This window comes from Enterococcus sp. HMSC061C05, from assembly GCF_001814765.1.
In the GTDB taxonomy this organism is placed as follows: Bacteria; Bacillota; Bacilli; order Lactobacillales; family Enterococcaceae; genus Enterococcus_B; species Enterococcus_B lactis.
On sequence record NZ_KV817750.1, the window covers coordinates 153,627 to 166,098 of the forward strand.

Annotated in this window: 11 protein-coding genes and 1 riboswitch; of the genes, 5 read left to right on the forward strand and 6 right to left on the reverse strand. The window is 39.7% G+C overall.

What is annotated here, in order from left to right; genetic code table 11:
• Window positions 1-135: 135 nt before the first annotated feature.
• Window positions 136-2,262 carry a polyribonucleotide nucleotidyltransferase gene (gene pnp / locus HMPREF2988_RS10130; protein WP_002309766.1) on the reverse strand — a complete coding sequence of 709 codons (2,127 nt, stop codon included), beginning with the start codon at window positions 2,260-2,262 and terminating at the stop codon, window positions 136-138.
• A gap of 187 nt (window positions 2,263-2,449) precedes the next feature.
• The gene (gene rpsO / locus HMPREF2988_RS10135; RefSeq protein ID WP_002289282.1) at window positions 2,450-2,719 is read right to left on the reverse strand and encodes a 30S ribosomal protein S15; all 270 of its coding nucleotides are present in this window, start codon (window positions 2,717-2,719) and stop codon (window positions 2,450-2,452) included.
• A 249-nt stretch (window positions 2,720-2,968) separates the two neighbouring features.
• Here rpsO and def point away from each other — a divergent pair, with 249 nt between their 5' ends.
• On the forward strand, window positions 2,969-3,532 hold the full coding sequence (gene def, locus HMPREF2988_RS10140; RefSeq protein WP_002293455.1) for a peptide deformylase: 564 nt from the start codon (window positions 2,969-2,971) through the stop codon (window positions 3,530-3,532).
• Window positions 3,533-3,650: 118 nt separating this feature from the next.
• On the opposite strand, the gene HMPREF2988_RS10145 is transcribed toward def, so the two are convergent.
• The 4 genes from HMPREF2988_RS10145 to HMPREF2988_RS10160 form a co-directional block, all read right to left on the reverse strand.
• Window positions 3,651-5,174 (reverse strand): hypothetical protein, encoded by a 1,524-nt coding sequence (locus tag HMPREF2988_RS10145; RefSeq protein ID WP_070770582.1) that lies wholly within the window; start codon window positions 5,172-5,174, stop codon window positions 3,651-3,653.
• 140 nt (window positions 5,175-5,314) lie between these two features.
• Window positions 5,315-5,836 carry a transcription repressor NadR gene (locus HMPREF2988_RS10150; protein WP_002341084.1) on the reverse strand — a complete coding sequence of 174 codons (522 nt, stop codon included), beginning with the start codon at window positions 5,834-5,836 and terminating at the stop codon, window positions 5,315-5,317.
• Window positions 5,837-5,838: 2 nt separating this feature from the next.
• Window positions 5,839-6,681 (reverse strand): chorismate mutase, encoded by an 843-nt coding sequence (locus tag HMPREF2988_RS10155; RefSeq protein WP_002293450.1) that lies wholly within the window; start codon window positions 6,679-6,681, stop codon window positions 5,839-5,841.
• Entirely contained in the window at window positions 6,674-7,399 is a 726-nt protein-coding gene (locus tag HMPREF2988_RS10160) for an NAD-dependent protein deacylase (protein WP_002315553.1), read from the reverse strand. The genes HMPREF2988_RS10155 and HMPREF2988_RS10160 overlap by 8 nt, the downstream gene beginning before the upstream one ends.
• Window positions 7,400-7,574: 175 nt before the next feature.
• Here HMPREF2988_RS10160 and HMPREF2988_RS10165 point away from each other — a divergent pair, with 175 nt between their 5' ends.
• The 4 genes from HMPREF2988_RS10165 (at window position 7,575) to HMPREF2988_RS10180 (ending at window position 12,301) form a co-directional block, all read left to right on the forward strand.
• On the forward strand, window positions 7,575-7,871 hold the full coding sequence (locus tag HMPREF2988_RS10165) for a hypothetical protein (protein WP_002293448.1): 297 nt from the start codon (window positions 7,575-7,577) through the stop codon (window positions 7,869-7,871).
• A gap of 254 nt (window positions 7,872-8,125) precedes the next feature.
• Window positions 8,126-8,300, forward strand: a riboswitch (Lysine riboswitch).
• 137 nt (window positions 8,301-8,437) lie between these two features.
• A complete protein-coding gene (locus tag HMPREF2988_RS10170; RefSeq protein WP_002293447.1) occupies window positions 8,438-10,030 on the forward strand; it encodes an ABC transporter permease subunit in 1,593 nt (530 codons plus the stop codon).
• 12 nt (window positions 10,031-10,042) lie between these two features.
• The gene (locus HMPREF2988_RS10175; RefSeq protein WP_002293446.1) at window positions 10,043-10,783 is read left to right on the forward strand and encodes an amino acid ABC transporter ATP-binding protein; all 741 of its coding nucleotides are present in this window, start codon (window positions 10,043-10,045) and stop codon (window positions 10,781-10,783) included.
• A gap of 168 nt (window positions 10,784-10,951) precedes the next feature.
• Window positions 10,952-12,301 (forward strand): amino acid permease, encoded by a 1,350-nt coding sequence (locus HMPREF2988_RS10180; protein ID WP_002293445.1) that lies wholly within the window; start codon window positions 10,952-10,954, stop codon window positions 12,299-12,301.
• Window positions 12,302-12,472: the final 171 nt, after the last annotated feature.

A 12,472-nucleotide genomic window follows, 5' to 3' on the forward strand; every position in this document is an offset into this window, starting at 1 on the left:
TGCAAGCTTTTGAACACCGTTTATTCGCAAAAAAAGGACTGTGACAAAAAACTGTCACAGTCCCCTCTTTTCGAATAATTGTTGTTCTCCTGCCAATTTCTTGATCACAAGACACAATATTCATAAGAATTAAAATTATTTTGCTTCGTTTTTCGTTGAACCATCTTCATTCAACATTGCTTTTCTTGACAGATTTACGCGTCCTTGTTTATCGATTTCAGTTACTTTCACAAGGATCTCATCACCTAGTTTAACAACATCTTCGACTTTATTGACACGATCGTTTGCCAATTGAGAAATATGGACAAGTCCATCTTTTCCTTTGATCAAGTTGACGAATGCACCGAATTTTTCGATACGGACAACTTTCCCTAGATAAACTTCACCGACTTTGACTTCTTTTGTCAGATCTTCGATGATCTTGATGGCTTTTTTGATCATTTCTGCATCAGCAGAAGCAATACTTACTTTTCCATCTTGATCGATATCGATTTTTACACCCGTTTCATCGATGATTCCATTGATCGTGTCTCCGCCTTTACCGATGACGTCTTTGATTTTAGCAGGTTCAATCTGGATCATTTCGATTTTTGGTGCATATTGGCTTAATTCTTCACGTGGAGCAGCAATCGTTGAAGTCAATTCTTCTAAGATTTCCATACGTGCTTGTTTTGCTTGCGTCAATGCTTCAGTTAGGATTTGTTCTGTGATTCCTTGGATCTTGATATCCATCTGCAAAGCAGTGATCCCATCTTTTGTACCGGCAACCTTAAAGTCCATATCGCCAAGATGATCTTCCAACCCTTGGATATCTGTTAAGATCGTATAGTTCTCACCATCAGAAACAAGTCCCATCGCAATACCGGCAACAGGTGCTTTGATTGGTACTCCTGCATCCATCAATGCTAACGTGCCAGCACAGATACTTGCTTGGGAAGAAGAACCATTTGATTCCAATACTTCTGCTACCAAGCGGATCGTATAAGGAAATTCTTCTTCTGAAGGGATTACTTGTGCCAATGCACGTTCTCCTAATGCGCCATGTCCGATTTCCCGACGGCCTGGAGATCCTGCACGTCCTGTAGAACCAACAGAAAATTGAGGGAAATTGTAGTGGTGGATGAATCGTTTGCTGACTTCAACCCCTAAACCGTCAATGATTTGGTGCTCTCCTAAAGGTGCGAGTGTACAAGCAGATAAAGCTTGTGTTTGTCCTCGTGTGAACAATCCTGAACCATGTACACGTGGCAATAAGCTGACTTCTGATGACAATGGACGGATTTCATCCAATTTACGCCCGTCAGGACGGATTTTATCGATGGTAATCAATTCACGTACGACATCTTTTTCCAGATCTTCCGTGATTTGTTTGACTTCTTTCAATAAGTGATCTTCATCTTCGTGACCTGCAAATTTTTCAGCGTAAGCTTCACGAATATCGAGTTTCACTTGCTCGATATTCTCTTCGCGAGCAAGTTTTTCTTCGGTCATTACTGCTGCTTTCATTGTAGCGTAAGAAGCATCAAAGATTTCTTTTTTCAATACTTCATCAACTTGCAGTAAAGTGACTTCCATTTTTTCTTTTCCTACTGCTTGAACGATTTCTTCTTGGAAAGCAACTAATTCTTTGATAGCGTCAAAACCAAACAGTAATGCACCAAGCATGTCTTCTTCTGAAACTTCTTTCGCGCCACTTTCAACCATGTTGATCGCTTGTTTCGTACCAGCAACAGTCAATTCGATATCTGTTTGTTCTGCTTGCTCTACCGTTGGATTCAAGACATACTCACCATTTACACGACCAACTTCTACACCTGCGATTGGACCATCAAATGGAATATCTGAGATCGATAGTGCTAAAGAAGAACCTAACATCGCTGCCATAGCTGGTGAACAGTCAGTTTCTACACTCATCACGATGTTCGTTACTTGGACTTCATTACGGAAGCCTTCCGCAAACATCGGGCGAATCGGACGGTCGATCAAACGAGCAGTCAATGTTGCTTCCGTACTTGGACGACCTTCTCGTTTGATGAAACCTCCAGGGATTTTCCCTGCTGCATACATTTTTTCTTCATAATTGATCGTTAATGGGAAAAAGTCTGTATCTTTTGCTTCTTTAGAGGCCACAGCTGCACTTAAGACCACTGTATCTCCATAACGGACTAAAACGGCTCCGTTTGCTTGTTTTGCTAGCTGACCGACTTCGATTTGTAAGGGACGGCCGCCCCATGTCGTTTTGAATACTTGTTTTTCTGACATAACTTCTCCTTTTCCTTCTCGTGAAAGCAAGACGCTACTAAACAAATGAAAACTGCTGAAAGCCGTTTTTTGAGCAGCTTTCATTTGGTTAGTAGGAGTCCATCTAGCTTGATCACGGAATTTTGCTTAATTGATATACGAGTAAAAAAAGTGAGATTCATGTGAATCCCACTCTTTTTGACTAAAATTAACGACGCAAGCCTAAACGTTTGATCAATTCGCGGTAACGTTGAACGTCAGTTTTACGTAAGTAAGCTAACAAGTTACGACGGTGACCAACTTTTTTCATTAGGCCGCGGTATGAATGATGGTCTTTTTTGTGCACGCGTGCATGTTCATTCAAGTGGTTGATTTCTTCAGTTAATACAGCGATTTGTACTTCTGGAGAACCAGTATCCCCTTCATGGCGAGCATATTCGTTGATGATTTCATTCTTGCGTTCTTTTGAAATTGCCATTTCTTTCACCTCTTTCGATTATTCCCCTGCGACTGAGTAAAACGTTGGTGATTCGCTTAACCAAGTGGCAGGCCGTGCGCCTAGAGCACACAGCTATACTTTACCTGAAACCGGGCTGGAAATCAAGTGGTTAATCATTAAGAAAAAGTAGTTTTCAAACAATCTTACTACTACTTTTCCATTTTTGTGGTAAACTATAATGCGAAAATAGACTTGAATATAGTCTTTTAAGAAAGGGGTACATATTCCATGATTACAATGGATGATATCATTCGTGAAGGAAATCCGACCTTACGCGAAGTAGCAGAAGAAGTTTCTCTTCCATTAAGCGAAGAAGATATCTCTTTAGGAAAAGAGATGCTTGAGTTCTTAAAAAACAGCCAAGATCCAATCAAAGCTGAAGAATTGCACTTACGAGGCGGTGTTGGCTTAGCTGCACCTCAATTAGATATTTCTAAAAGAATCATTGCTGTTCACGTACCAAGTGCAGACCCAGAGGTAGATGAACCTTCTCTAAGTACTGTTATGTATAATCCTAAAATTTTGAGCCATTCTGTTCAAGATGCTTGTTTAGGGGAAGGTGAAGGCTGTTTATCTGTTGACCGAGAAGTACCAGGATATGTCGTTCGCCATGCCAAAATCACTGTGTCTTATTATGATATGAATGGTGAAAAACACAAGATTCGTTTGAAGAATTATGAATCGATCGTCGTTCAACATGAAATCGACCATATCAACGGTGTGATGTTCTATGACCACATCAACGATCAAAATCCATTTGCATTAAAAGAAGGCGTATTGGTGATCGAGTAGAGACTTGGATTGATCCTTCGATTCTATGGCATAAGAAAGCTTTATAAAAGGGAAGTGACAGAAAATCGTCACTTCCCTTTTTATGTTTTGTCACTGACTGAAATCAAAATTACTAAAATCAAAATTCAGCATACGGCTGTGTCTTGGATAGAGATAAATTTTTATTGGGGATTATATGTTTTTTATCTCCTAAAAGATAGCTTTTATGTTTCGTTGCGCCTTCTTGGAGTTGGTTTAACCTCTGTTTTCTTGAATTTAGTGTTGCTATGCCCGTTGTTTGGGTGCGATTGTCTAGAACCTGTCCTGAGTTACTGTCTTGCCGATTTTCCCATGACTTTATTAACTGTCCCACTCGCTTCTTCCCTTGATTTTTATCTGTCTCTTGCTTCAATCCCTCTCTATTTTCCCAAGAATCTACTTTTACCAACGGTTTTTCTGTTCGTGTATTCATACGCACGTTTTGTTTTGTTGGACCATTTTGTTGCCGATTGTTTAATTGATCATCCGCTTTATGTTGTACATTAGCTGCTGTTACGAAATCTGACAGCGGCTTTTGGTGATGGCGAGAAGCTAAATCAGTTAGTTGCGCTGACTTGTTTGGATATAACCCTTTTGACTGAGTCGACTGTCCCACTGGTCTTAGGTCCATGCCAAAGTCGTTGACAGATATTTTCCATAATTCAGGGTTCCTATCCATATACATCTTTTTATCATCTTTCTTGTCTATGCTTTCATCTCTTTCTTTCGAGAAAGGCTTTGTCTGTTCTGATGTAGCAAAATTGATGTTTTCCAGCGGAGTCTCACGTTCTGCCTTTGTATCAGAAGCCTCTTGTTGCCGAGTGATCACTGAATGTTTTTGCTCATTGGATAGGTCTTTTAGTTGTTGGGTGGGTTCCTTCTTAGCTACTTGAGTTGGAGCTAGTGTAAGACACGTTGTTTGACATTCCTCTTGCCACACCGTAGCAAGATCTTCGTCTCTTTCCCAAGGCATCTTTTCAACGAACTCTTTTTGCTCGTTATATAAATAAATCTTCCCCTCTAATCCTTCATTGTTGTGATATACATATCGGAGTACTTGACTAGAGTAGCTTCCTTCCACTCCATTAGCAATGTTACATTCCATCTCGTACACACTTTCTTGCCAATCTTCTACTATCATTATTAATTCAGTAGCATCCACACCACCATCAGCTGCATCCATTGCATGTAAAAATTCTGGATCATAGTAAAGGTTCAACTCAACCACCGGACTTGCTTTCGCTACTTCCACGGCTATTTGTCCTCTAAAGTTGTACAAATAATCATCAAATTTTTTCTTTTCAGAATCAATTGATTCACTATCAAAAGTTATATTCAGATTTTTACAGATATTCTCTAATTTAAGTTCTTCAAACTTTCTGCTAACCTTTTGGAAATCCTCCCATAAAGCCCATTCTTTTGTTTCAGGGGAAAGATATGCCGTAAAGTTTTCAAAGAATTGCTGTTGAATGTTCTTATCAGAAATCTGTGGTGCATGCTTAAACACAGTATCTGTTATAGCAGTTAAATAATTAGTGTAATGTTTTTCTTTGTACTGATCAAATTCCAATCCTTTGTCAATATATAAGCTGATTTTTTGTTCTTTCTGTTTATCAGTGTCCATCTTGAACATCTCCTTTTTTCTGACTTGTTAAAAAGTATAGAACAGTTTACTTAAACAAAAAGAACTGCTTTTTCTTGAAAATAAAAAAACTGGCGTTTAAATTCCGCCAGTTCTTCGGTGTTATTTTTTTATGGAGCTTGTCATCCTTCGTACAAGATACCTGCTTCAGCTAGTTTTTGCTTGATCGTTTTCAGCATATGCTTTTCTGGGTAGCGGATCGTATGCAGATGGATTCCTCCTGTGAGTTCGGATAATAAAGAAGCATTGCTTTTTTGATAACGTCTCATAAATGAATCGATGTCTTGTGGTGTTTTAATGTGCAACGTGCCTGTTAATTCACCATAAAGCGGATGTTCTACGATCACATCAATGATTTCACCGCCATTTTCAACGATGAGTCTCAACTCTTCTTCTGTTTGATCTTTTCCATGCTGGACCGCGATTTTACTGATATGTCCAGTATTGGTTTCTTCTGTTTCAAGGATATAACCTCTTGCTGTTGCCACAATACTTTTACCTGCCGCTCGTAGTAAAGCAATATCACCGACAATAATCTGACGGCTGACTCCAAAAGTTTTCGCAAACTTGCTAGCACTCACTGGTTTTTCTGTATTTGCCAAGGTTTGCATGATTTGTTTTCGCCGTGCCTCTCCTTCGATCACACTTATTCCTCCTTCATTTTGTTTTGGTATTCGCGCGAGTGTTTCATCAAATCAACATATGTGTCTGTTATTGTTTCCTTGTATCCCTTATTTTTCAGCAGTTTAGCCACTTTATCCAATACTTGCTGCTCTCTTTTTTCATCATAAACTGCTTGGTTTCCTTCTTTTTTTACTTGTCCTATTTTAGTTACTGTATCCATTCTTTTTTCTAATAAAGCAACTAATTCTCGATCGATCGTATCGATCTTTTGACGTAATGTTTCAAGAGACTCTTCTAACGGTTCTTCCTCTACTGTCTTGATGATACGAGCAGGATTTCCTGCAATCACTACATTGTCGGGGAAAGATTTGGTCACGACCGAACCTGCGCCGACCACTACATTGTTTCCTAGTGTGACACCCGGCGTGACGATAACGCCTCCGCCTAACCAAACATTATCACCGATTTTTATGGGTTTTGCATACTCCAAACCACTGTTACGTTTCACTGGATGTAATGGATGTGTTGCCGTATACAGCTGGACATTGGGAGCGAACATGCAGTTATCACCGATTTCGATTGTGCTGACATCTAAAAATGTACAGTTGAAATTTGCATAAAAATTCTCACCGACAAATATATTATATCCGTAATCAAAATTGATAACTGGCTCCATATAGATTTTTTTCCCTGTACGACCAAATGTCTCTTTCAACAATTGGGATCGCAGTTCCGCTGATTCGGCCTGGTTGATGATTTGGCTTTGACTTCTTGCAAACATACGGTCGGCAACCAGCTCAGGGTCATTGGCAAAATAAAGCTCGCCTGCAATCATTTTTTCTTTTTCTGTTTTGAATTCAGTCATAGTCTACTCCTAATTCTTGTATTTTTTTGAAAACAACCGCTCCGTCTTCCTGAATAAACGTATAAGGTTCCGCTAAATAAACAGGCGTTTGATTGATTACTAAAATTTTGGCTGACGGTTGGCGAAATTGTACCAGATCACAAAATGGATGAACTTGAAAACTCGTTCCAACAATGACGACCAGCTCTGCTTGGCTGACGGCGTAAGCCGCCTGCTCAATGACTTCATCTTGGAATCCTTCACCATATAACACGATGTTTGGGCGTATTTGTCCGCCGCATGCTTGATGTTTGTCGCTGTGAAGATATTCTTTCCAGTCTACTGTTTGCTTACATTTTCGACAATGACATTGATACAAACTTCCATGAAAATTGACGAGTTGCGGGCTTTTAGCTTTTGCGTGCAACCCGTCAATATTTTGCGAAACGACCCAGACATTTTTTTCTTTCGCTAAACGTGCCATTTCTAAATGAATAATATTTGGTTTTGCTTCAGGATGATAAATCTTTTTGACAAATTGATAGAATTTATCTGGTTCATTTACCATTGCTTGATGACTCAGCAAGTATTCCGGCTGTTCCATTCCGTGGTAGATTCCTGTCAGTGATCGATAATCTGGCACTCCAGAAGGTGTGGATACCCCAGCACCGGTCAAAAACGTGATTTTCTGATGAGTCAATATCTCTTTTGCTGCTTCGTCTACTGTTCCTTGTTTCATGTTTTGTCACCTCACTTTCCATTATAGCCCATACTCAAACAAATTTATTGTTGAAAAGTGTGAAAAATAGGAATAAAAAAGTGCGAGGGACATTTGAACAATTTATCACAATCTTCACTGACAAAAGAATGAAAACGTGTTACAATACTGCTGTATAAAAGTGAGGTGAATCGATATGTTACCATTCTTTATTTACTGGGGCGTTATTCTGGCTTGCATCGCCTGGTTAGCGTTAAGTGTTTATTTCTCTGTTTTTTACCTTGTACGCAAAGAAAACGGAAATCTTTGGGCTTTTGCTTTATTCAACGTGATTGCCGCCATTGTTTTAGCCATTACATTAGCCGTTTATCGAACATGGGGCTGGGGAATCACCCAATACTCAAGTTTGATTTATCTAATATTAGCCATTTACGGTGTCGTTGTTCTTTTGCAAGCGATCCTAGGACGTGAGCCAAAGAAAGCGGCTGCTTAAATAATCGAGGTGGAACTGGATGCAGGAAATTTTCTGTTTCAGTTCTTTTTTTATTGTGTTACATACATTTTTGTGTATAATTATACTATCGTTTGTAATGGATAGATGATTCACATTGTGATTGTTTTTTCGGTAAAAGTAAAGTTTTCTATATTTATCAGTATTTTTTCAAAAAACAGCAGTTATAGATTGACAAAGCCTCTCGAGTATCGTAAACTTTTTTGTATAAATAACTGAATACGAGATGCCTCAATCAATGAGGTAGAGGTCGCGAGAATCATTAACCCTGTGGAGTGAAGCAAACATGGAGAAGCAGGAATAGGGAGGATCGCCGAAATGTACACTTTTTTGCTTGAAGTGTATGTTGGGACGCAAGTTAAGAGCTTGCGGACTGTCTTAGCAGTGATGCTAAGTTGCGCTATGTTTTGTGAGAGGTTTATCACCTTATGGAATTTTAGCGGCCTTTTTATATCTATAAATCGGTCGCTTTTTATTTTTTCAGATAAAGCTTTACCGCATTTCATCTAGACCGCTCGTGTATCATATAATCAGAAAGGGAGAAAAAAATGAAAAAAAATATGGTTTCAGTTGCCGTACTATTTGCTTTTGTCTTCTCACTATTCAGTGTGGGATCTCTGGCAAATGCAGATGAAAAAACACCGAGCGATGAGTTTCGCGTAGGTATGGAGGCTGGGTATGCACCCTTCAACTGGTCTCAACAAACAGATGAGAATAACGCCTTGCCAATCCAAGGCCAAAATAGTTACGCCGGCGGTTATGATGTTCAAATCGCTAAAAAAGTAGCAGATGGTTTAGGGAAAAAATTAGTCATCGTCCAAACAAAATGGGATGGTCTGGCTCCTGCTCTTCAATCAGGCAAGATCGATGCGATCATCGCCGGAATGAGCCCTACTGCTGAACGACGAAAAGAAATTGATTTTACCGATCCTTATTATGAATCCCAATTAGTAGTAGTAGTCCAGAAAGATGGCAAATACGCAAAGGCAAAAAGTTTAGCAGATCTTTCTGGAGCAAAGATCACTGCTCAGTTAAATACATTCCACTATACTGTGATCGATCAGATACCGGATGTGCAGAAACAACAAGCAATGGATAATTTCTCAGCCATGAGAACAGCGTTAGCTTCTGGAATGATCGATGGTTATGTCAGCGAACGTCCGGAAGGTGTAACAGCAACTAGTGTGAACAAAGACTTGGAAATGCTCGAATTCAGCGGTGCAGATGGCTTCCAGACAAACCCGGAAGATGTTCAGATTTCTGTTGGTATGCGTAAAGGCGACCCGGATATCCAAAAAGTAAACCAGATTCTTTCTGGCATTTCTAACGATGAACGAACAAAAATCATGGACCAAGCAGTCAAAGACCAGCCTGCTGCAACTGATAGTGAAGAAAAACCCGGCATCATTTCTGACTTCACTACGATTTGGAAACAATACGGCAATATGTTCTTACGAGGTGCTGGACTTACCTTGTTCATCGCATTGATCGGGACAGTTGTCGGTACCACACTTGGATTACTGATTGGTGTCTTCCGTTCGGTACCTGAATCAGGAAATGCACTGACTCGCTTCTTCCAAAAAATCGGAAATGCACTTCTTTCTATCTATGTCGAAATATTCCGCGGAACACCGATGATGGTACAAGCAATGGTCATCTTCTACGGTCTGGCACTCGCTTTTGGTATTTCGTTGAATCGAACGATTGCCGCTTTGTTTATCGTCTCTCTCAATACTGGAGCTTACATGACAGAGATCGTCCGTGGGGGAATTTTTGCAGTAGATGAAGGACAGTTCGAAGCTGCGCAAGCCATTGGTATGACCCATGGCCAAACGATGAGAAAAGTTGTTATTCCACAAGTTTTACGGAATATCTTGCCGGCAACGGGGAATGAATTTGTTATCAATATCAAAGATACAGCCGTTTTAAGTGTAATCGGCGTAGCTGATTTGTTCTTCCAAGGGAACTCTGCTTCCGGTGCGAATTTCCAATTCTTCCAAACATTTACGATCGTCGGGATCATCTACTTAGTCATGACCTTTACGATCACCAGAATCCTGCGTGCGGTAGAAAAGAAAATCGATGGCCCTTCTGCTTACACAAAGCTTGAAGAAATCGACAATTCAAATTTGCAGGAATAAGGAGGAAGAATCATGAGTGAAAAAATTATTGAAATCAACCATCTAAGAAAAAGCTTCGGTGAAAATGAAGTATTGAAAGATATCAGCGTGACAGTCAACAAAGGCGAAGTTGTGACGATCATCGGTTCTTCTGGTTCTGGTAAATCTACTTTCTTGCGCTGTATCAATTTACTAGAAAAACCAACAGGCGGCGAGATCATTTATAATGGAGAAAATGTATTAGCTCCTAAATATAATTTACCTAAATATCGAACGAATCTAGGTATGGTTTTCCAATCCTTCAATCTCTTCAATAATATGAACGTCTTGGAAAACTGTATGTCTGGACAAACAACTGTCCTGAAACGAGATAAAGAAACTGCCAAAAAAGTAGCAATCGAAAATCTGGAAAAAGTTGGTATGGATCGTTATGTCGAAGCTAAACCAGCACAATTGTCTGGCGGGCAGAAGCAGCGTGTCGCAATTGCTCGAGCATTATCGATGAATCCAGATGTATTGTTATTCGATGAACCTACTTCGGCGTTAGACCCTGAAATGGTTGGTGAAGTGCTTAATACGATCAAAGACTTAGCACATACTGGCTTGACGATGCTTATCGTGACGCATGAGATGGAATTTGCAAAAGATGTATCTGACCGTGTCATTTTTATGGATAAAGGTGTGATTGCAGAAGAAGGTACACCAGAAGATATCTTTGTCCATCCGAAAGAAGAACGTACAAAAGAGTTCCTTTCACGTATTTTAAATGCTTAGGATCAATAGCTGATTGGGACAGAGAGCTGCGGTGTTTACCGCAGTTCTTTTTTTGCGCCTACTCGTAAAAGGTAAATTTCTGAAAATTTTGGAATCTTAGTTGTGTTTTTCAGAAAACTCTCTTAATATGGAAGTAATATAAACTTTTTTAGTTAGGATGATTTAAAAATGAATGAAGAGCAAGAACTGCAGCGTGGACTGAAAAATAGACATGTCCAACTGATTTCTATTGGCGGAGCGATTGGAACGGGGCTGTTTTTAGGTTCCGGAAAGTCTATCCAGCTAGCTGGCCCTTCGATATTGCTCGCCTATCTCATCACTGGATGCATCTGTTTTTTCATTATGCGTGCGTTAGGCGAACTTCTGTTATCAAACACTAATAACCATTCTTTTCTGGATTTTGTTGCAGAATATCTTGGCAAAAAAGCGGCTTTCATTACTGGTTGGACGTATTGGTTCTGCTGGGTATCGATTGCAATGGCAGATTTAACAGCCATCGGGATGTATGTACGCTACTGGGCACCTGGTGTTCCTCAGTGGCTTCCTGAACTGATTGCATTAGGTCTTCTTCTTTGCTTGAATATGGTGGCTGTCTCGTTGTTTGGTGAATTAGAGTTTTGGTTTGCCTTGATCAAGGTTGTAGCGATCATTGCCTTTATCCTCGTAGGTGCTTATATGATCCTCACCCATTATACGACAGATATTGGCACAGCCAGCATCACGAATCTATGGTCTCATGGCGGATTCTTTCCGACTGGTGCCAAAGGATTCATCTTGGCTTTCCAAATGGTGACCTTTGCTTTTGCTGGGATCGAATTAGTTGGATTAGTCGCTGGGGAAACAGAAAATCCTGAAAAAGTATTGCCGGAAGCTATCAATAATATTCCTATCAGGATCATCTTATTTTACTTAGGTTCTCTTTTTGTCATTATGGCCATCTATCCATGGAATAGCTTGAATCCAGATAATAGTCCATTTGTAGAGGTATTTTCGGAAATTGGGATCACGATTGCTGCATCCTTGATCAATCTAGTCGTATTAAGTGCAGCAGCTTCTGCCTGCAACAGCGCCATATACAGTACAGGACGTATGCTTCGTTCTTTAGCACAAGAAGGCAGTGCTCCTAAAAAATTCAAGAAGTTAACAACACATCATGTTCCAGGAAATGCTTTGACATTTTCTACGATCGTTATTTTCATTTCGGTTATCTTGAATTACGTGATGCCTAGTGAAGTATTCACACTCGTAAGCAGTATTGCCACTACTTGTTTCTTGTTTATTTGGAGTATGCTTGTCTACACGCATATGAAATATCGTAAAAGTATCATCGGCAAAAAAGCACATTCATTTAAAATGCCGCTGTATCCATTGAGTAATTATTTGGTCTTTCTTTATATGGCCTTTGTGTGTGTCGTCTTGTTCCTAGGAAAAGATACGAGAATCGCTTTATTACTGACACCTGTGTGGTTCTTGCTTCTATTACTGATCTATCATATGAAATATGAACGTAAGAAGTAAGAAAGAGGTTGTGACAGAAGTGGTCAGCTTCAAGAAATAAGAAGGAATTGACGAAAATTGCTTCTTAAATTTTTGTGAAATTTCAGCTTATTTCAAAGAAGCTACTTCTGGAACACCGTGAACCAGAGGTTGTGAAAAAGACGCTTAGTTTCGAGTAGTAAGAAAAATTTT

Bases quoted from the DNA above. Each gene is read 5' to 3' on its own strand.
- pnp (WP_002309766.1), bottom strand. From the start codon at position 2,262: ATGTCAGAAAAACAAGTATTCAAAACGACATGGGGCGGCCGTCCCTTA.
- rpsO (WP_002289282.1), bottom strand. From the start codon at position 2,719: ATGGCAATTTCAAAAGAACGCAAGAATGAAATCATCAACGAATATGCT.
- def (WP_002293455.1), top strand. From the start codon at position 2,969: ATGATTACAATGGATGATATCATTCGTGAAGGAAATCCGACCTTACGC.
- HMPREF2988_RS10145 (WP_070770582.1), bottom strand. From the start codon at position 5,174: ATGGACACTGATAAACAGAAAGAACAAAAAATCAGCTTATATATTGAC.
- HMPREF2988_RS10155 (WP_002293450.1), bottom strand. From the start codon at position 6,681: ATGACTGAATTCAAAACAGAAAAAGAAAAAATGATTGCAGGCGAGCTT.
- HMPREF2988_RS10160 (WP_002315553.1), bottom strand. From the start codon at position 7,399: ATGAAACAAGGAACAGTAGACGAAGCAGCAAAAGAGATATTGACTCAT.
- HMPREF2988_RS10165 (WP_002293448.1), top strand. From the start codon at position 7,575: ATGTTACCATTCTTTATTTACTGGGGCGTTATTCTGGCTTGCATCGCC.
- HMPREF2988_RS10170 (WP_002293447.1), top strand. From the start codon at position 8,438: ATGAAAAAAAATATGGTTTCAGTTGCCGTACTATTTGCTTTTGTCTTC.
- HMPREF2988_RS10175 (WP_002293446.1), top strand. From the start codon at position 10,043: ATGAGTGAAAAAATTATTGAAATCAACCATCTAAGAAAAAGCTTCGGT.
- HMPREF2988_RS10180 (WP_002293445.1), top strand. From the start codon at position 10,952: ATGAATGAAGAGCAAGAACTGCAGCGTGGACTGAAAAATAGACATGTC.